Annotated in this window: 17 protein-coding genes; 10 read left to right on the top strand and 7 right to left on the bottom strand. The window is 67.5% G+C overall.

Annotated features, from left to right (window positions below):
• The first annotated feature begins 725 nt into the window (after positions 1 to 725).
• Together FHS74_RS19850 and greB are read left to right on the top strand one after the other, a co-directional pair.
• Positions 726 to 2759 carry a methyl-accepting chemotaxis protein gene (locus FHS74_RS19850; RefSeq protein WP_184803942.1) on the top strand — a complete coding sequence of 678 codons (2034 nt, stop codon included), beginning with the start codon at positions 726 to 728 and terminating at the stop codon, positions 2757 to 2759.
• Positions 2760 to 2794: 35 nt separating this feature from the next.
• Positions 2795 to 3340 carry a transcription elongation factor GreB gene (gene greB / locus FHS74_RS19845; protein ID WP_211106431.1) on the top strand — a complete coding sequence of 182 codons (546 nt, stop codon included), beginning with the start codon at positions 2795 to 2797 and terminating at the stop codon, positions 3338 to 3340.
• Positions 3341 to 3363: 23 nt separating this feature from the next.
• Here greB and FHS74_RS19840 read toward each other — a convergent pair whose 3' ends face one another.
• The 3 genes from FHS74_RS19840 to secA all read right to left on the bottom strand — a co-directional run bounded on the left by FHS74_RS19840 (position 3364) and on the right by secA (position 6964).
• Positions 3364 to 3828, bottom strand: a complete 465-nt coding sequence (locus tag FHS74_RS19840; RefSeq protein WP_184803939.1) for a hypothetical protein — start codon at positions 3826 to 3828, stop codon at positions 3364 to 3366.
• Positions 3829 to 3899: 71 nt separating this feature from the next.
• Positions 3900 to 4160: a hypothetical protein gene (locus FHS74_RS19835; protein WP_184803934.1), complete on the bottom strand. Its 261-nt coding sequence runs from the start codon at positions 4158 to 4160 to the stop codon at positions 3900 to 3902.
• A gap of 50 nt (positions 4161 to 4210) precedes the next feature.
• Positions 4211 to 6964, bottom strand: coding sequence for a preprotein translocase subunit SecA (gene secA / locus FHS74_RS19830; RefSeq protein WP_184803931.1), 2754 nt, complete (start codon positions 6962 to 6964; stop codon positions 4211 to 4213).
• A 482-nt stretch (positions 6965 to 7446) separates the two neighbouring features.
• Here secA and FHS74_RS19825 point away from each other — a divergent pair, with 482 nt between their 5' ends.
• The 3 genes from FHS74_RS19825 to mutT all read left to right on the top strand — a co-directional run bounded on the left by FHS74_RS19825 (position 7447) and on the right by mutT (position 10487).
• Positions 7447 to 8418, top strand: a complete 972-nt coding sequence (locus FHS74_RS19825; RefSeq protein ID WP_246463252.1) for a peptidylprolyl isomerase — start codon at positions 7447 to 7449, stop codon at positions 8416 to 8418.
• A 227-nt stretch (positions 8419 to 8645) separates the two neighbouring features.
• Entirely contained in the window at positions 8646 to 9878 is a 1233-nt protein-coding gene (gene argJ / locus FHS74_RS19820) for a bifunctional glutamate N-acetyltransferase/amino-acid acetyltransferase ArgJ (RefSeq protein WP_184803928.1), read from the top strand.
• Positions 9879 to 10031: 153 nt separating this feature from the next.
• Positions 10032 to 10487 (top strand): 8-oxo-dGTP diphosphatase MutT, encoded by a 456-nt coding sequence (mutT, locus tag FHS74_RS19815; protein WP_184803925.1) that lies wholly within the window; start codon positions 10032 to 10034, stop codon positions 10485 to 10487.
• Positions 10488 to 10526: 39 nt separating this feature from the next.
• Here mutT and FHS74_RS19810 read toward each other — a convergent pair whose 3' ends face one another.
• Entirely contained in the window at positions 10527 to 12206 is a 1680-nt protein-coding gene (locus FHS74_RS19810) for a methyl-accepting chemotaxis protein (protein WP_184803922.1), read from the bottom strand.
• A gap of 316 nt (positions 12207 to 12522) precedes the next feature.
• Positions 12523 to 13458 carry a methyltransferase domain-containing protein gene (locus FHS74_RS19805; RefSeq protein WP_184803919.1) on the bottom strand — a complete coding sequence of 312 codons (936 nt, stop codon included), beginning with the start codon at positions 13456 to 13458 and terminating at the stop codon, positions 12523 to 12525.
• 101 nt (positions 13459 to 13559) lie between these two features.
• Between FHS74_RS19805 and FHS74_RS19800 the strand changes: the two genes are divergently transcribed.
• The 3 genes from FHS74_RS19800 (at position 13560) to FHS74_RS19790 (ending at position 15547) form a co-directional block, all read left to right on the top strand.
• On the top strand, positions 13560 to 14318 hold the full coding sequence (locus tag FHS74_RS19800) for a double zinc ribbon domain-containing protein (RefSeq protein ID WP_343066962.1): 759 nt from the start codon (positions 13560 to 13562) through the stop codon (positions 14316 to 14318).
• Positions 14319 to 14419: 101 nt separating this feature from the next.
• Positions 14420 to 14698: a glutaredoxin 3 gene (gene grxC / locus FHS74_RS19795; protein WP_184803916.1), complete on the top strand. Its 279-nt coding sequence runs from the start codon at positions 14420 to 14422 to the stop codon at positions 14696 to 14698.
• 6 nt (positions 14699 to 14704) lie between these two features.
• Entirely contained in the window at positions 14705 to 15547 is an 843-nt protein-coding gene (locus FHS74_RS19790) for a carbon-nitrogen hydrolase family protein (protein ID WP_184803913.1), read from the top strand.
• Positions 15548 to 15621: 74 nt separating this feature from the next.
• Here the strand turns inward: FHS74_RS19790 and hppD are convergent, their stop codons facing one another.
• The gene (gene hppD / locus FHS74_RS19785) at positions 15622 to 16752 is read right to left on the bottom strand and encodes a 4-hydroxyphenylpyruvate dioxygenase (protein WP_211106430.1); all 1131 of its coding nucleotides are present in this window, start codon (positions 16750 to 16752) and stop codon (positions 15622 to 15624) included.
• A gap of 137 nt (positions 16753 to 16889) precedes the next feature.
• Here hppD and FHS74_RS19780 point away from each other — a divergent pair, with 137 nt between their 5' ends.
• Entirely contained in the window at positions 16890 to 17381 is a 492-nt protein-coding gene (locus FHS74_RS19780; protein WP_184803910.1) for an Lrp/AsnC family transcriptional regulator, read from the top strand.
• 147 nt (positions 17382 to 17528) lie between these two features.
• A complete protein-coding gene (gene phhA, locus FHS74_RS19775) occupies positions 17529 to 18401 on the top strand; it encodes a phenylalanine 4-monooxygenase (protein ID WP_184803907.1) in 873 nt (290 codons plus the stop codon).
• Positions 18402 to 18508: 107 nt separating this feature from the next.
• On the opposite strand, the gene FHS74_RS19770 is transcribed toward phhA, so the two are convergent.
• Positions 18509 to 19186, bottom strand: a complete 678-nt coding sequence (locus tag FHS74_RS19770; protein WP_184803904.1) for an SDR family NAD(P)-dependent oxidoreductase — start codon at positions 19184 to 19186, stop codon at positions 18509 to 18511.
• Positions 19187 to 19224 lie beyond the last annotated feature (38 nt).

Raw genomic sequence — 19224 nt, 5'->3', positions numbered from 1 at the left:
CTCGCTTTTGGGGCGCAGTGTGCCCGCCTCCTGATGGCAGTTCAATTGCCCTCTTTGATGAGGAAAGGCCCGTATCCCGCCAGATTTCCTTATTGAACTGGCGATATGCGGCGCCGATGGGGCGATGTGCGCCTCAAACATTTCAGGCGGGGGGACTTGCCCCCGCCATCGGGCTGCGCGGGGGACGGGGCAGGGGTGCGGCCTGGCCCAGGCCACCCTGGATTTTCTGGACGATTTCTTGCGCTTCCGCCGCGTGCTTCTTCCGCCCGCGTTTCTTTTCCATCGATTGGTGGGTGAGATGGGCTTTTGATTATGAAGACGAACTAATTTTCTGAAAAACTACTTGAATAAAATTTTGAACCGTTTCAGGGAATTCAGTCGAACCTCATATAAAAATGCTAAAAAATTAATCATGTTCAGCGTATAGGGCTGGTGCGTGCAAGGAAATGCCGGCCATACCCCCAGATCCTGTCGGCCATTCCGATGATCTAGTCTTCGCAAATCGCATGCTTCCTTCCCTGGACTAAGTCAGGGAAGGGATATATTGACCAGCATATCCCAAAGATAGCGTCGTTGTTCGTGCCCCGACGGGAAGCCGTCCGCCGGCGCGTTTCCAATTTCAGAGCCACATCATCCCTGCGGGACGCCTGTCACGCCCCCGCGTGGGAGGCCCTATTTTCCGAAAGTGAAGCCCCATGTCGTATGCCCAGACGATAACCGCGCCAATGCCCAGGATGGCCGCCCGCGCCGCCGCCGGCCGCCACCGTCGGTTCGACTTGTCGGTGGCGGCTCGCATCGCCCTGTTGATCGTCGGCGCGGTGACCATGCTGACGGTTGTCAGCATGGGGATCAGCCAGGTGTTGCTGGCGGGCTTCACCACGCAGTTGGCCAAGGACCGGCAGGACGCCAACATGCGCGTCGCCTGGCATGTGCTGGAGGGCTATGGCCAGGGCCATGTGCTGAAGGATGGCCATTTGTACGCCGGCGATACGGCGCTGGACGATAACAACGACGCCGTTGACACGGTGAAACGCCTGGTGGGGGGCACAGCCACGATTTTCGCCGCCCGGAATGGCGAAATGGTGCGCATCGCCACCAACGTGACGAAGCCGGACGGCAGCCGGGCGGTGGGCACGGCCCTGGCCCGCAACGCCGTCTATGACACGGTGGTGGTGCGGGGCGAGGCGTTCCGGGGCGAGGCCGAGATTCTGGGCGTGCCCTTCTACACCGCCTATGATCCCATCAAGGATGCCGCCGGACGGACCGTCGGCGTGCTTTACACCGGCATCCAAAAGCGCGTCTTCGCCGAGACCGTCGACCGGCTAAAGAGCAGCATCCTTGTCGCCAGCGTGACCTTGGCCGCGCTGCTGGGGGCGGGCGCCTGGTGGCTGGCCAGCCGCTGGGTTGGCCGGCCCGCCGTGCTGGTGGCGCGGCTGCTGGAACGGTTGGCCGCCAACGACACGACGGTGGAAATCCGCCCGACGCAACGCCGGGACGAGATCGGGCGCATGCTGCGCGCCGCTGGTGCGCTGCGGGGTGTGGTGGCTGATGTCTTCCGCCTGAAGCAGATGGTGGAGGACATGCCGCTCAATGTCCTTCTGGCCGACGCCGCCCAGGACTTCCGGATCACCCACGCCAACAAGGCCAGTCTGCGGACCTTGGCATCACTGGGCGCGCCGCTGCCGCGGCCGCTGCCGGACGGCACGCCGGTGGGTGCTGGAATCGGCCTGTTCCACGCGGAGCCGGAGGCCTTGCTGGAGGTGGTGAGGAATCCCGCCCGTCTGCCTTGGCAAACCCGTCTCAGCCTAAGCGGCCCGGCCGGTGACACGGAGGAGCTGGAGTTGCGCGTGGCGGCGGTGCGCGATACCGATGGCCGCTATGTCGGGCCAATGATGACCTGGTCGGTGGTGACCCGCCAGGCCCGGCTGGCCGCCGCGTTTGAAACGGATGTGCAGGGGGTCGCCGCCGCCGTCACCAGCGCCGCCCACACCCTGGAAAACGACGCCCGCGTCCTGGCCGACAACACCGGCACCGCCTGCATGCAGGCGCAGGACGTGCAGGCCGCCGCTAGCCAGACATCCGCCAACGTTCAGACGGTGGCCGCCGCCGCCCAGGAACTGGCCGCGTCGGTGGACGAGGTGGGGCGGCAGGTGGAACGGTCCAAGGCCATCGCCGCCCGCGCGGTGGCGGAAGCGACGGCCACCGGCGACACCATCGGCGGTCTGGCGGCGGCGTCCGAGCGGATTGGCGCCGTGGTCCGGATGATCAACGACATCGCCGGGCAGACCAACCTGTTGGCGCTGAACGCCACCATCGAAGCGGCGCGGGCGGGCGAGGCGGGCAAGGGCTTCGCCGTCGTCGCCGGCGAGGTTAAGGCCCTGGCCAGCCAGACATCCAAGGCGACGGAGGAGATCGCCCGCTATGTCCAGGACATCGCCGAGCGCACCGGCCTCAGCGTGTCGGGCATGGACCGCATCGGCGCCACCATCCATGAGGTGAACGAGGTGGCGGCCGCCATCGCCGCCGCGGTGGAGGAGCAAGGGGCCGCGACGCGGGAAATCGCCCGCAACGTGGCCGAGGCCGCCGGCGGCACCGACCATGTCTCCCGCACCTTGTCCTCCCTGACCGAGGCCACCGAACTGGCCGGTGGCACGGCGGGAGAGGTGCTGGGCACCGCTGGCGCTCTGACCCGCGAGGCCGGCCGCCTGCACCGCGCGGTCGAAGGCTTCATGAAGGCATTGCGGGAGATGGAGGGCTGAGGTAGAGGGGCGGATCCGATTCAGCGATGTGCCCCATGACCGCCATGTCCAACCCGTTCCCCGACGACGACGATGATGAGGACGACCTGCCGCCCCTGCCGGCGGGCGCCAAGAACTATATGACCCCGGAAGGTTTCGCCCGCATGCGGGATGAACGCCAGCAGCTGTTGCGGGTGGAGCGGCCCAAGGTGGTTGAGGTCGTATCCTGGGCCGCCGGCAACGGCGACCGGTCGGAGAATGGCGATTACCTCTACGGCAAGAAGCGGCTGCGCGAGATTGATCGCCGCATCCGCTTCCTGACCAAGCGTGTCGAAAGCGCCGAGGTGGTGGACCCGCAGTTGCAGAAGAACCGGTCCCAGGTGTTCTTCGGCGCCACCGTCACCTATGCCGATGAGGATGATGGGCGCATGACCGTGACCATCGTGGGCCGGGATGAGGTCGATATGGACCGCAACCGCATCAGCTGGGTGTCGCCCGTCGCGCGGGCGCTGATGAAGGCGCGGGTGGGCGACGTGGTCATCGTGCGCACGCCCAAGGGGCCGGCGGAGTTGGAGATTCTGGAAATCCGCTATCCGGACTGATCGGGCCCGACTGACGGTGCCGCTCAGGGCCGCTTTGGCGCGCCGCCGTACGCGCCTTCCAGGGTGGCCTTGAGCGACCAGGGATGGTCCGGGGCCACGACCTCGTTTCGCTGGATGACGACATCGTCGATCACCCATCTGCCGTCCGACAGCACGAAGGGATAGACGACCACGCAGGGGGTGCCCGCGTTGACGAAACGCGCCGTGACGGTGGCGGTGCGGCCGGCGGGTTGGGCCAGCAGGTGGAAATCCGACAGCTGCCAATCCTGGCCGGCGATGATGACGTCAAAATCCAGCGTGCAGATTTCCCGGCCGTGCGCGCGGCACGCCCGCTCGGCGTCCAGCAGACCGGCCAGGGCTGGGCTGGCCCTGGGGCGGATCAAATCCAGCGCATCGAGGGAGCGGGGCTTTTCCGCATGCGGATCCGCCAGGTAGGGCTGGTAGATCTCTTCGATGTAGGACAGGGGCGGGCGCGGCGAACTGGCCATGGTACCCTCCGCGCAAAACAGCCCGCCGGCCAGGAAAAACGCCAGAAGGGCCGCAACGCGCATGGCGATCCTTACAATTCGGGCCGCATGGCCGCCAGCGACCGCCGGGCGATGTCCTTCAGGCCCGCGCGCAGGCGCTCGATCTCCTGCGCCGCGGCCTCGTAATCCTCGATCAGGCCGCCGACCAGGGTACCCGGATCCTCGGCGTGATCGGGGTAGCGGTCGCGGGCCCGCTCCGCCCGGCGGCGCAGCCGCTCCACGATGTCCTCATTGGCGGGCGGGGCCGGACGGGCGGACTCGTCCCCCGGCGTCGTATCCTCGGCAACCGGCATGGGTACCAAGCCTCCCTTCCTTACTCGAAAAGCGTCGTCAGGGCCGGCGCTCAGGGCGCGCGGCCGTGACAATGCTTGTACTTCAGGCCGCTGCCGCAGGGGCAGGGGGAATTGCGCGGCGTGTTCATCCAGGTATCCGGATCCTGGCCGCCCACCTGGGTCGACTGGGGCAGGGTGACGGCGCCGTAGGCTAGGCCGGCGCTGGCCCGCGCCAGGCCGGAGGGCAGGGCCTCCTCAGCCGGGGGCAGCGCCGGGGCGACGCCAGCCTCCTGCGATCCGCCCGCCGAAAAATCCTGGCCGGGATAATCGGGCATCGGCTGGGGCTCGGCCACCTGCAGCTGCACGCGCATCAGCACCTGGGTCACCTGTTCGCGCAGGCTGTCCAGCAGCTCCTCGAACAGGTTGAAGGCTTCGCGCTTGTATTCGTTCAGCGGGTCGCGCTGGCCATAGGCGCGCAGGTTGATGCCCTGGCGTAGATGGTCCAGCGACAGCAGGTGGTCCTTCCACGATTGGTCCAGCAACTGCAGCAGCAGGCTGCGCTCGATGGAGCGCATGATCTCAGGACCGTAGGCGGCTTCCTTGGCGGCGTAGGATTCGTTGGCGGCGGCCATCAGGCGCTGCTCGATCTCCAGCTCCGCGATGCCTTCCTCCTTGCCCCACTCATGCACCGGCAGATCCAGCGCCAGGACGCGCATCACGTCCTCATGCAACTGGTCCATGTTCCACTGCTCGGCATAGGAATTGGGCGGAATGGCCTTGGCCACCAGGGTGTTGACCGTGTCCAGGCGCATCGCCTCCACGGTGTCCTTGATGTCGTCGACGGCCATGATCTCACGACGCTGCTCATAGACGACCTTGCGCTGGTCGTTCATGACGTTGTCGTACTTCAGCAGGTTCTTGCGGATTTCGAAGTTGTGGGCCTCAACCCGGCTCTGGGCCTTTTCCAGCGCCTTGTTGATCCAGCTGTGGATGATGGCCTCACCCTCCTGCAGGCCCAGGCGCTGCAGCATGGTGTCCATGCGCTGCGACCCGAAGATGCGCATCAAATCGTCTTCCAGCGACAGGAAGAACTTCGACGCTCCGGGGTCACCCTGGCGGCCGGAGCGGCCGCGCAGCTGGTTGTCGATGCGCCGGCTCTCATGCCGCTCGGTGCCCACGACGTACAGCCCGCCGGCCGCCAGCGCCACGTCCTTGGCTGTGACCACCTCGGCCTCGATCTGCTTGATGCGCTGGGCGCGTTCGGCCGGGTCGGTCACGTCACCCAGCTCATGCTCGATGCGCATCTCGACGTTGCCGCCCAGTTTGATGTCGGTGCCGCGGCCCGCCATGTTGGTGGCGATGGTCACCGCGCCCGGCCGGCCGGCCTGGGCCACGATGTAGGCTTCCTGCTCGTGGTAGCGGGCGTTCAGCACGTGGTGCGGGATGCCCTGCTTCTTCAGCAGTTCGGACAGCAGTTCCGACTTCTCGATGGAGATGGTGCCGACCAGGATGGGCTGCTGCCGCTCCCGGCATTCCTGCACCAGCTTGACGATGGCGTCGTACTTCTCCCGCGCGGTGCGGTAGACCTCGTCATCATAGTCGATGCGCTGGACCGGCACGTTGGTCGGCATGTCGACCACGTCCAGGTTATAGATCTCGGCGAATTCCGCCGCCTCTGTCATGGCCGTGCCGGTCATGCCGGCCAGCTTGGGGTACAGGCGGAAGTAATTCTGGAAGGTGATGGACGCCAGCGTCTGGTTCTCACGCTGGATGGTCACATGCTCCTTCGCCTCCAGGGCCTGGTGCAGGCCCTCCGAATAGCGACGGCCATCCATCATGCGGCCGGTGAACTCATCGATGATGACGACCTTGTCGTCCTTGACGATGTAGTCGACATCGCGGGTGAACAGATGGTGGGCGCGCAACGCCTGGTTCACGTGATGGACCAGGGTGATGTTGTGGATGTCGTACAGGTCGCCCTGCTTCAGCAGATCCATCTCGGTCAGGATCTGCGACACCTTCTCGGTGCCCTCTTCCGTCAGGTTGACGGACTTCGCCTTCTCATCCTTCTCAAAGTCGCTGGCGTCGAGGCGCAGGATGACCAGATCGGCGGCGGCATAGAGTTCGGAACCGTCGGTCGACGGGCCGGAGATGATCAGCGGCGTGCGCGCCTCATCGACCAGCACGCTGTCGACCTCGTCGACCACGGCGAAGTTGAAGGGCCGCTGGACCATGTCGTCCAGGCGGAACTTCATGTTGTCGCGCAGATAGTCGAAGCCGAATTCGTTGTTGGTGCCATAGGTGATGTCGGCGGCATAGGCGCGGCGGCGCTCGTCATCATCCAGGCCATGGACGATGCAGTCGGTGGTCAGGCCCAGGAAACCGTAAATCTGGCTCATCCAGCTGCTGTCGCGCTTAGCCAGGTAGTCGTTCACGGTGACGACGTGCACGCCCTTGCCTTCCAGGGCGTTCAGGTACACCGCCAGGGTCGCCACCAGGGTCTTGCCTTCGCCGGTGCGCATCTCGGCGATGCGGCCGCGGTGCAGGACCATGCCGCCCATCAGCTGCACGTCGAAGTGGCGCTGGCCGATGGCGCGCTTGGCCGCCTCACGCACGGTGGCGAAGGCGTCGGGCAGGATGTCGTCCAGGGTCTCGCCCTTGGCCAGCCGGTCGCGCAGCCAGTCGGTGCGCATCTTCAGCTCGTCATCGGACAGCGAGACCAGCTTCGGCTCCAGCGCGTTGATGGCCTCGACGTCCTTCCGCAAGCTTTTGACAACGCGCTCGTTTGCGCTGCCGAACAGTTTGCGGGCGATGGAACCGAACATGAAAACCTCGAAGGACAGCGAATTAGGGAAACACGACCGGACGGAAGAGGACCGACCGTTGGGGTACTCGGGATGACAGCTCACACCCCGCGCGCTTTCTGAGATAAGGTGGCAGGGCCCGGCGGTCAATGAAGCCCCGCCGTTTCCGGTACCGCGATACCGGTCCCACCTGCCGCGACAGATCCCCCACGCGCGGGCAGGGACCATAGCATGATCCGCCTGCTTTCCAACCGCTTTGATGCCGCCGCCGCCGGGGCGTCCCGGGACTGTCACGAAAGGGCGCGGCGCGCCTCGCTTTGGGGTGGGGGCGGGGACGTCGGGTGCGGCATCAGGACACGTTTGGGGCCGCTTTCCGGCATTGTCCCACCTTGCGATGGGGGGCCGGCCCGTGTTTTATGGCGCGACAGCCGAAGAAGGGCCCGGCAGTGCTACGGCGTGGCCGTCCCTGGTGCCCCACCGTCGCGCCGTTTTTGATGCAGCCCATGTTCGAGGAATTCTGCTCCATGTATGTCAAGATGTTGCGTGCCGCGCTGCTGACCGCGGCTTTCGGGTCTCTGGCGGGCACCGCGATGGCCGCCGACGCGCCCGCCAAGGCCGCCGCCCCCGCTGCCGCTCCGGCCGCCGGCGCGCCGGCCCAGGCCGTGGACGATCCGGTGGTCGCCCGCGTGAACGGCAAGGAAATTCGCCGCTCCGAAGTGCTGATCGCCTATCAGTCGCTGCCCGCCCAGACCCAGCAGCAGGTCCACCTGAACGAAGCCTATCCGCGCGTGCTGGAAAACCTGATCACCGCCAAGCTGCTGTCCGACGCCGGCTATAAGGAAAAGCTGCAGGACGGCAAGGACGTGAAGGCCGAGCTGAAGCGCGCTGAAGAGGGCTTCGTGCGCCAGGCCTACATCCGCAAGCAGGTCGATGCCCGCATGAACGAGGCGCTGCTGAAGAAGAAGTATGACGAGATGGTCAAGGCCATGCCGGCGGAGGACGAGGTCCGCGCCCGGCACATCCTGGTGAAGACCAAGGAAGAGGCCGACGCGCTGATCAAGCAGATCAACGGCGGCGCCGACTTCGCCAAGCTGGCTTCCGAGCAGCAGATCGACAAGAACTCGGCGGCTTCCGCCGGCGACCTGGGCTACTTCGTGAAGGGCGACATGGTCGGCCCCTTCGCCGACGCCGCCTTCGCCATGAAGCCGGGTGAGGTCAGCAAGACCCCTGTGAAGACCGACTTCGGCTGGCACGTGATCAAGGTCGAGGACCGCCGCAAGCGTCAGGCCCCGCCGTTCGAGCAGGTCAAGGAACAGGTCGCCCAGGCCGAGGCCCAGGATCTGGCGGCCCAGGTGGTCGACGACCTGCGCAAGGGTGCGAAGGTCGAGGCCTTCGACATCACCGGCAAGCAGTCCATCTCCCTGACCCCGCCGCCGGCCGCCGCCAAGCCGGCCGCCGCGCCGGCCAAGCAGTAAGGTCTGGGGCATGCGTGGGGGCGCGTTGTCCCCACGGGTTTGGTAGCGAAGGGCGCAAGCATCGCGGTGGCGGTCTTGCGCCCTTTTGCCATCCGCGCCCGCGTGGGCGTTCCGCATCCTTTTAGATTTTATTCGTCACGATTTTCGGCCTATTTTCGGCGCCGTTTGCCTGGCCCCGCCAGGCGGCCCGTCCCTGCCCCCGTTCGCCTTTCACGGAGCGATCACCCATGGCCATCAAGGTCTCCCCCCTGGCGCCCGACGCTTTCCCCACCCTCTCCCCCGTGGCCGGCGTCCGCCTGGCGGCCTACAATTGCGGCATCCGCTACAAGGGACGGGACGACCTGATGGTGGCGGAACTGGCGCCCGGCACGACGGTGGCCGGCGTGCTGACCCGCTCATTGACGGCCAGCGCGCCCGTGCACTGGTGCCGCAAGGGGCTCGTCGGCGGCAGCGCCCGCGCCCTGGTGGTGAACTCCGGCAACTCCAACGCCTTCACCGGTGCCGCCGGCGAATCGCTGGTGTCGCAGACCGTGGCCACGGCCGCCCAACTGGTGGGTTGCGCGCCGGAGGAGGTGTTCGTCGCCTCCACTGGTGTCATCGGCCAGCCCCTGCCGGCCGACAAGATCGCCCAGAATCTCGGCGCCGCCTGGGAGAAGCTGGATGAGGCCAGCTGGGACGCCGCCGCCCGCGCCATCATGACCACCGACACCTTCCCCAAGGGGGCGGTGGCCACCTGCGTCATCGATGGCAAGACCGTGACCCTGAACGGCTTCGCCAAGGGCAGCGGCATGATCGCCCCCGACATGGCGACGATGCTGGGCTTCCTGTTCACCGACGCCGCCATCGCGGCCCCGGTGCTGCAGAAGCTGCTGTCGCGCGCGACCGACCGCAGCTTCAACTGCGTCACGGTGGACGGCGACACCTCCACCAGCGACACGGTCATCCTGGTGGCCACGGGCCAGGCCGGCAACGCGCCGATCACCGAATTGACCGACCCCCGCCTGCGCCCCTTCGCCAAGGCCCTGGACGCCGTCTGCCTGGACCTGGCCCAGCAGATCGTGCGCGACGGTGAAGGCGCCACCAAGTTCGTCACCCTGACCGTGACCGGCGCCACCAGCAACCAGGCGGCCAAGCGCATCGCGCTGACCGTCGCCAATTCGCCCTTGGTGAAGACGGCGGTGGCGGGCGAGGACGCCAACTGGGGCCGGATCGTCGCCGCCGTGGGCCGCGCCGGCGAGAAGGCCGACCGCGACCGGCTGGTCATCAGCATCGGCGGCGTGCAGATCTGCGCCAACGGGATGGAGGTCCCGGGCTATGACGAGGCGCCGGTGGCCGCCCACATGAAGGGCCAGGAGATCGACATCCAGGTCGATTTGGGCCTGGGCCGGGGCAAGGCCACGGTCTGGACCTGCGACCTGACCCACGGCTACATCGACATCAATGGAAGCTATCGGAGTTAAGTGTTCCCTCAGGCGGCGGGCGCTGGCATCCGCCCGCTTGCCTGTCCTCAGTTTCCAGTCCGCTACGCTCCCCGGAAACTTCCGGCGGACGCGGTCGCGTCCTACAGTGGCATGACGAAAGATCACGCCGCTGATTTATCTGAAGGAAGTGCCATGGCTGATGACACGACCCCTTGCTGGGACGGCCAGCCGGAGCAGACGGAACCCGTCCGTACCGTCCTGGTCGCCGCCGTGGCGCTGATCGATGCGGACGGGCGGGTGCTGCTGGCCCAGCGCCCGCCGGGTAAGTCGCTGGCGGGCCTCTGGGAATTTCCCGGCGGCAAGGTCGACCCCGGCGAGACGCCGGAGGTGGCGCTGGTGCGGGAATTGCGGGAAGAGCTGGGCATCGACACGCGCACCAGCTGCCTGGCGCCCTACACCTTCGCCAGCCACCGGTATGAGACCTTCCACCTGCTGATGCCGCTCTATGTCTGCCGGGTCTGGCAGGGCCAGCCCCAGCCGATGGAGGGGCAGGCCCTGGCTTGGGTCCGGCCGGAACGGCTGGGTGATTACCCCATGCCGCCGGCCGATGTGCCTTTGGTGGCGATGTTGCGGGACCTCCTCCTCTAGCCCCAGACCCCGGGGCCGATGAGCCCAGGGGCGGGGGGCTTAGGCGGCGCGGATGCGGCGCAGGAACACCTCGACCTCATGGCGCAGGGCCTCGCTCTGGCTGCTGAGCGCCTCGGACGACTCCAGCACCCGTCCCGCCGCGTCGCCCGTCTGATGGGCCACCTCGCTCACATGGACGATGTTGTCGCTCACGCGCTGGGTGCCGTTGGCGGCCTCCTGCACGCTGCGGGTGATCTCGCCGGTGGTGGCGCTCTGTTCCTCGACCGCGGCGGCGATGGCGGACGAGATCTCGTTGATGGTCGAGATCGTCTTGCCGATATCGTCGATGGCGGTGACCGTGTCGTTCGTCGCCTCCTGGACCGTGGCGATCTGCCGGGAGATGTCCTCGGTCGCCTTGGCCGTCTGGTTGGCCAGGGCCTTCACCTCCCCGGCGACGATGGCGAACCCCTTGCCGGCTTCGCCCGCCCGTGCGGCCTCGATGGTGGCGTTCAGGGCCAGCAGATTGGTCTGGCTGGCGATGTCCTGGATCATCGCCACGACTTCGCCGATGCGCTGCACCGCGTCCGACAGGCCGGCGACGGTCGCGCCGGTTTCCGATGCCTGTGACACGGCGGCGGCGGCCACGTCGGCGGAGCGGTTCACCTGGCGGCTGATTTCCTGGATGGAGGCCACCATTTCCTCCGTCGCCGCCGCCACGGTCTGCACATTGGCGGAGGTGTGGCCCGCCGCCGTGGCGGTCGCCGTGGCCTGGCCGTTCGTCTCTTCCACCAGCCCCGCCATCTGTTGGGCGGTCGCCCCCAGCCCCCGCGCCGCCGTGGAGACGGTGCCCAGAACGGCGGTGGCGGCGTGGTCGAACTCGCGCAGCAGCGCCTCGATGGCCGCCGCCCGGCTGGCCTTTTCCGCCTGCTCCCGGCGCTGCTCCGCCGCCGCCTCGTCGGCGACGATCAGGCTGCGGCGGAAGCCGTCGATGGCGCGTGCCATCTCGCCGATCTCATCCTCCTTGGCCTGGTGCGGAATTTCCAGGGTCCGTTCCCCGCCGGCCATGCGGCCCGTGGCCCTCACCAGGGCCAGCAGCGGCCGGCTGATCTGGGCACCCCCGATCCACTGGCTGGCCAGAACGGCCACCACCATGCCCGCCAGGGCCACCGCGCCGATCATGATCAGGCTGGATCGGTAGGTGGCGTCCAGCGCCAGGGCGCCATCCGTCACCTCTTTCGCCGTGCTGGCGGTCAGCTTCTCGATGGCGGCGTTCAGCTGCTGGCGTGTCTTGCGGTTGGTGTCATTGTCGCCGTAGTCGCGCGCGGCGCCGGGCGAGACCTCCTGCCCCAGGCGTATGGTCTCTGTCCGCACCTGCTGGAAGATGGCCAACTGCGCGTCAGCGTCGTCCAACTCCTGCCGGCGGGCGGCAGGCAGCGCCTGGCGCCAGTCGGCGGCCAGCTGGGCCAGCCGGTCAAGGTTGGCGCGCATGGGCTTGGAGAACTTGTCCGCCTCTTGCGGCGTGCGCGCCATATAGATGCCCCGCGAGTCCATGACGACGGCCAGGATGGTGGCGTTGATCCGCTCCGCCACCAGGGCACGGGCGGACGCGTTGTCCATGGCGGTCATCCGGTCGTGGAAATGGGACAGCGACCAAGCGCCGATGCCGCCCACGACCAGCGAGATGCCGATCAGCATCGCCACCAGGATGAGGATTTTCTGCTTGATGCCTAATCTGTCCATGACGCACGTCCTCTCGCGATTCGCCCAGCGCCGGGGCGATGGGCCTTGCGAGAAGCGTGGCGGGGTCTGGTTAACAATGGGTTATCGCAGTGGCGATCAAAAGTATGGGCCCTTCGCATGCATGGAAGGGCGTCTCCCTTCCCGTGAACGGCGGGTGGGGGAGGATGCGGTCGATCAAATGCCGGTCCTCAATCGCCGGGCGCGATCATCCGGTCGCCTGGCTTCCTCGCCTTCCAGTCCGCTACGGTCCCCGGAAAGCTCCGGCGGCCCCGGTCGGGGCCTACATATGCTGAAGGCCGTCGGAACCGGCCCAGGATCAGGCGTCGCCGTCCGGGGCGTCGCGCAGCGGGCGGATTTCGGGAACCCCCAGCGCGTCGGCCAGGCGCAACTTGGCGCTGCCCCGGCGCAGGGGCTTTTGCTGGCTGTCATCCGGGGCCCAGCCGGCCAGGTACAGCACCTGGAAGCTGGCGGAGATGCCGCCATCGCCATCGGGGTAGAGGTCCTGGTAACGCCCGGCCGCGGTGGTGAAGAGCGCGCTGGGGCTCATGGCCTTGCGTCCGTCCAGCACGGCGTTGGTCTCGCCCATGCCGCGTAGGTCCTGGATCAGGCGGAAGGCGTGGGGATAGCTGACGGTCAGCATGTCGCTGTCCACCACCGGCAGGGCGAAGCCGGCGCGCTGCAGCAGGCCACCGGCGTCGCGCACCTCGGCCATGGGGCTGATGCGGGGCGACAGCCCGCCCATCAGGCTCATCTCCGCCTCCATCAGGCTGCGGCGCAGCTCGAACAGGGTCTCGCCGCCCAGGATGGCGCCCAGGAACAGGCCGTCGGGCTTCAGCGCCCGGCGGATCTGGATCAGCGCCCCCGGCAGGTCGTTGACCCAATGCAGGCTGAGCGCGCTGACCACCAGGTCGAAGCTGCCGTCGGCGAAGGGCAGGAACTCCTCATCCGCCGCCGCCGTGGGCAGGCCCGGCATACGCTTGGCGGCTTGGGCGGCGAAGCGCGGCGACAGGTCGGTCGCCACCACATGGGCGATGCTGGGCACCGCCGCCAGGGCCTGCGCGACCTCGCCCCCGTGGCAGCCCAGGTCCAAGGCCACCCGGAAATCCCGCTTGATGTCCCCCAGGCGGTCCACCAGACGGCCGACCACCTCGGTCTTGAGGAAATCGAATCCGCTCCACCCGGCGGCGGCCCGATCGCGATGGGCGCGCACGCGGCGGCGGTCGAAAACGGTCATGCTGTCGGCGTCGCTCATGGCGCCGGTATAGGCCCTTCGTCGCGCAGAGCAACAGGAATTTGCGGGGTGGCGGCGGCTTTGCGCTATCATGGCGGGTGATCGGCGGGGGATATGCGCGCGTGGGCGGCTGGGGGCGTCAGGTGGGGTTCAAGGTGCGGGATGCCGGCGTATGGCTGCTCGACCTGGTGCTGCCACCGCGGTGCCTGGGCTGTGGCGAGGCGGTGGCCGCGGCGGGCACGCTATGCGGCGCCTGCTGGCGTGGCATCAGCTTCATCACCGCGCCGCAGTGTGCCGGCTGTGGCCGGCCCTTTCCCCACGACATGGGCGCCGACGCGCTGTGCGCCGTCTGCGTCGCCGCCCCCTTGCCCTTCGCGCGCCTGCGCGCCGCCGTCCTCTATGATGATGCCAGCCGGCCCCTGATCCTGGGGTTCAAGCACGGCGATCGGACGGAGGCGGCGCCCCTGCTGGCCGGCTGGATGGCCCGGGCGGGGGCGGAGCTGCTGGCCGACGCCGACATCATCGCGCCGGTACCCCTGCATCGCTGGCGCCTGTTCGCCCGGCGCTACAACCAGGCTGCCCTGTTGGCCCTGCGGCTGGGCCGGCTGACCGGGGTGACCGCCGTGCCCGACCTGCTGGCGCGTCGCCGCCGCACGCCCAGCCAGGGCACCCTGTCGCGGGAGGGGCGGGCGCGCAACGTGGCCGGCGCCTTCGCCCTGCGGCCCGGCCGCGATGTGCGGGGCCTGCGGGTGGTGCTGGTGGACGACGTCTACACCACCGGATCCACGGCGGCGGAGTGCGCGCGGGTGCTGTCGCGGGCGGGGGCCGCGCGGGTGGACGTGCTGGCCCTGGCCCGGGTGCTGAGGGGGGAGGTCATTTAGAAACACTCTAAAATCAGGGCAGGGTTGCGCACCCATCCTTGGCGCTGGCGACCGATTGCGCCAATATCTTCTGCAGTCCTTTGCATCAGGAGTTCGGGCCCATGCCCCGCGTTGAGATCTATACCAGCCCCTATTGCCCCTACTGCCACCGCGCCAAGCGGCTGCTGGATGCCAAGGGGGTGGCGTATGAGGAGATCGACGTCATCGCCAATCCAAAACGCAAGCCGGAGATGATCCAGCGTGCCGACGGCCGCACCACGGTGCCGCAGATCTTCGTGGATGATGAGGGACTGGGCGGCTGCGATGACATCCACGCCCTGGATCGCGCCGGCAAGCTGAACGTGAAGCTGGGCCTCGACTCCCCGGCCGGCGCGGCCTGACCGGGGATGACGGCGGCTCCCTTCACCGGCACCTTGCGCGCGGCGGTCCTGCAGATGACCGCCGGGCCGGAGATCGCGGCCAACATGGACGCGGCCGCCGGCCTGCTGCGCCAGGCCAAGGACCGGGGGGCCGAGCTTGCCACCCTGCCGGAGAACGTGGCCCGCATGGTCCAGGGGCGGGAGCGGGTGCTGGCCGGCGCCTTTGCCGAGGAGGCGCACCCGGCGCTGTCCCGCTTCCGCGACCTGGCGGCGGAGACGGGCCTGTGGCTGATGACCGGCACCCTGGCCTGCCTGACGGAAGACGGCCGCGCGGCCAACCGCTGCTTCGTCGTCGATCCCGCCGGCGATGTGCTGGCCCGGTACGACAAGCTGCACATGTTCGACGTGGAACTGGCGAATGGGGAGCGCTATCGCGAAAGCGCCACCTTCCGTCCGGGGGACACGGCCCGCGTGGTGGACACCCCCTGGGGTGGCCTGGGCCTGACTGTCTGCTATGACGTGCGTTTCCCCCAGCTGTACCGGGCCCTGGCCAAGGCGGGTGCCCGGGTCATCACCGTGCCGTCCGCCTTCACCGTGCCCACCGGCCGTGCCCACTGGCACGTGCTGCTGCGCGCCCGCGCCATCGAGACCGGCTGCTGGATCCTGGCGCCCGCCCAGGTCGGCACCCATGACGGCGGCCGCCAGACCTACGGCCATGCCCTGATCGTCAGCCCCTGGGGTGAGGTGCTGGCCGATGCCGGCGGCGAGGCGCCGGGCGTGCTGGTGGCCGACCTGGACCTGTCCAAGGTGGACGAGGCGCGGGCCATGGTGCCCAGCCTGCTGCACGACCGGGCGTTCGAGGGGCCGTAACCAAGCTTCTCGGCCATCAAACAAAAGGGCGGCACCCGCAGGATGCCGCCCTTGTTCCGCTACCGTAACGAACCTTACTCGGCGACCTTCAGCACGCCGCGGCGGATCTGGTCGCGTTCCATGCTGACGAACAGGGCGCGGAAGTTGCCTTCGCCGAAGCCCTCGTCACCCTTGCGCTGGATGATCTCGAAGAAGATCGGGCCGATGGCCGTCTCGGTGAAGATCTGCAGCAGATAGCGGTTGTCCTTGCCGTCCAGCAGGATGCCGCGCTTCTTCAGTTCGTCCACCGGCTGGCCGTGGCCGGGCAGGCGCTCTTCCAGCATCTCATAATAGGTGTCGGGCGGCGGGGTCATGAACTTCACGCCCGCCTCCTTCAGCGTGTCCCAGGTGGCGATGATGTCATTGGTCAGCAGGGCGATGTGCTGGATGCCCTCGCCCTTGTAGGCCTCGATGAATTCCTGGATCTGGTCCAGCTTGTCGGCGCCCTGCTCGGACTTGGACTCGTTGATGGGGATGCGGATCTTGCCGCAGGGGGCGGTCAGCGCCCGGCTGGTCAGGCCGGTGTACTCGCCCGTGATGTCGAAGTAGCGGATCTGGCGGAAGCCGAAGATCTTGCCGTAGAACTCCGAGATCGGGTCCATGCGGCCCTTGCGGACGTTGTGGGTCAAGTGATCGATGACGGTCAGGCCGGCGCCCACCGGATGCTGGTCGGCACCCTCGATGGGCAGGAAGTCGATGTCATAGATGCTTGGGCTGTTATAGCGGTCCACCAGGTACAGCAGGCTGCCGCCGATGCCCTCGATGGCCGGGATGTTCAACTCCATCGGGCCGATGGTGCCCTTCACTTCCTTGGCGCCCTGCGCCACGGCGTGCTTCAGGGCCTCGGCCGCGTTCGCCACGCGGAAAGCCATGGCGCAGGCGCTGGGGCCGTGTTCACGGGCGAAGCGCTGGGCCAGGCTGTCGGGTTCCGCGTTGACGATGAAGTTGATGCCGCCCTGGCGGTACAGCACCACGTTCTTGGAGCGGTGGCGGGCCACCTTGGTGAAGCCCATCGCCTCGAACAGCCGGCCCAGGGCCTCCGTGTCTTCCGCCGTATACTCGACGAACTCGAAGCCATCGGTGCCCAGCGTGTTCTCCCACAGCGCGCCGCCGGCGACGGCTTCGGCGACAGGAGACGAGGTGGGGGTATCGGTCGGGGTGGACATGCGCGTCGCTCTCCCTGTTTGAAGCGGCATTCCCACGGATGATACGCCGGAAGGCCCGGCATTTCCTTGCGAAGTCTGCCGTGGTTAGCCAAGATTGGGCAATCTTGTGCTCAAGAAACACTTAGGGCGGCATCACTATGGGTAAATCGACGCTGGATGCGGCAGATCTGCGCATCTTGGATACGCTGCAGCGCAACGGGCGCCTGTCCAACGTCGATCTGGCGGAGGCGGTGGGCCTGTCGCCGTCCCCGTGCTTGCGCCGGGTGAAGGACCTGGAGGACCAGGGCTACATCCAGGGCTATGCCGCCATCCTGGACCGGCGCCGGCTGGGCCTGGGCGTCGTCGCCTTCGTCGAGGTCAAGATCGACCAGAACGCGGAAGGCGACGCCGTGTTCCGCCGCCTGGTCAGCCAGATCCCCGAGGTGGTGTCCTGCTTCGTCATGACCGGCACCATGGATTATCTGGTGCAGGTGGTGGTCAGCGACCTGGAGGCGTTCGCCGAGGTGTCGATGAAAAGGCTACTGCAGATCCCGGGCGTGAAAGACGTGCGCTCCAGCTTCGTGCTGGACGTGGTCAAGCACTCCACCGCCGTGCCCCTACCGTCCGCCGCGGATCTGGCGCGGGACTGAAAACGCGCCAAAGCACATCGTTGCTACATGGAACTTCTGAACGGCAGGAAGTTGCTACCAGATATGGATGATGGGGCATGATCGCAAGAAAATGGTGTTGATCCGGCGATAAAATGGTTTCCAGACAATCAGTCAGGGAGCAGGGCCATGAACAGCAGCGCGCCGGTCGACACCGCAGGCAAGTCCGACACGCCCCTGCGCGGTGACTACAGCGCCATGGCCGCCGATTACACCGTGCCCCAGGGCTGGGAAAAGATCACGGCGGAAGAGCATGCCCGTTGGCGCACGCTGTATGATCGTCAATCGGCCCTGCTGCCCCGCTATGCGGCGCCGGAGTTCCTGCGAAGCCTGGAGCGGCTGGACGCCCGCGACGGCGTTCCCCATTTTGACCGCGCCAGCGAGCTGCTGCACCAGGCCACGGGCTGGGCCCTGGTGGCGGTGCCGGGGCTGCTGCCCAACGATGTGTTCTTCCGCCATCTGGCGGCCAAGCGCTTCCCGGTGACCAACTGGCTCCGCGATGCCGATGAAATGGACTATCTGGTGGAACCGGATGTGTTCCACGACTTCTTCGGCCACGTGCCCCTGCTGATGCATCCCGTCTTCGCCGACTATTTGCAGGCTTACGGGGCCAAGGGGGCGGAGGCCGCCGCCCACGGCGGGCTGGAACGCCTGGCGCGGCTGTACTGGTACATGGTGGAATTCGGCCTGATCAACACGGGTTCAGGGTTGCGCGCCTATGGGGCCGGCATGCTGTCGTCCCGTGGCGAGACGCAGTACTGCATCGAAAGCCCCGAGCCCAACCGGGTGGGTTTTGATCTGGAACGGGTGATGCGCACCCGCTATCGCATCGACGATTACCAGGAGACCTACTTCGTCCTGGACAGCTTCGATCAGCTGTTCCAGGCCACCGCCCAGGATTTCCTCCCCCTCTATGCCAAGCTGGAGGGGCTTCCCGACCTGCCGGCCAATCAGGTGCAGGCGGGTGACCGGCTGTTCACCGCCGGGCGCAGGGCAGCTTAGAGCAAATCGCCCAAAGGCGGAAGCGGCTTTGGGCGTGAAGCCGCTCGCGGACAGACGGAACAAAGACTCTAATTCCCATCGCTCCCATCCGCGATCCCTTGCCGTCCTTACGGGCTGGGCCGCAGGCACTGGGCGATCATGCCATAGGCGCCGTCGCTGGCCAGGAAGACATAGGCCGGGGTGACCCCTTCCCAGTCCTCCTCCTCCTCCGCTCCCGCCGGCATGTGGCCGGGGCAGACGCAGTTGGCGGCGATGTCGTGCTCGCCGAACTCATGCACCAGGCTGCGGGTGAAACCCAGCAGGGCGGACGCGGCCGCGCCATAGGCGGTCATGCCTCGCGCACCTTCCATCGCGGTGCTGTCCACGGTGGAGACGATGCGGCCGTAGCCGCGCGCGCGCATCAGGGGCAACAGGTGGCGCACCATCAGGAAGGTGCTGCCCATGTTGGCGGCCATTGTCGCCTCGAACAGCTCCAGCGTCATGCCGTCAAAGGGCTGCCGCAGGCGGAAGCCGGCGTTGTTGATCAGGATGTCGACATGGTCGAAGGCGGCGATGGCCGCCTCCGCCACCGTATAGGCGCCGGCCGGTTGGGTGATGTCGGCCTGAACGACGATGGCGGTGCGGCCCAGGGCCTGGACCTGACGGGCCGTTTCCGTGGCCGCCGGGGCCTCCTCCGGCAACAAATGGTGCAGGACGACGTTGGCGCCTTCCTGCGCCAGGGCCACGGCGATCGCCCGCCCCAGCCCCGCAGCCGCCCCCGTCACCACCGCCGTCCGGTTCGCCAAACGCCCCGTCCGTTGCATCGTCACCCCCCAAACCCAGG

This window comes from Nitrospirillum iridis (genome assembly GCF_014205765.1).
GTDB classification, from domain to species: Bacteria; Pseudomonadota; Alphaproteobacteria; order Azospirillales; family Azospirillaceae; genus Nitrospirillum; species Nitrospirillum iridis.
This window is presented reverse-complemented; position numbering and strand designations above follow the sequence as displayed.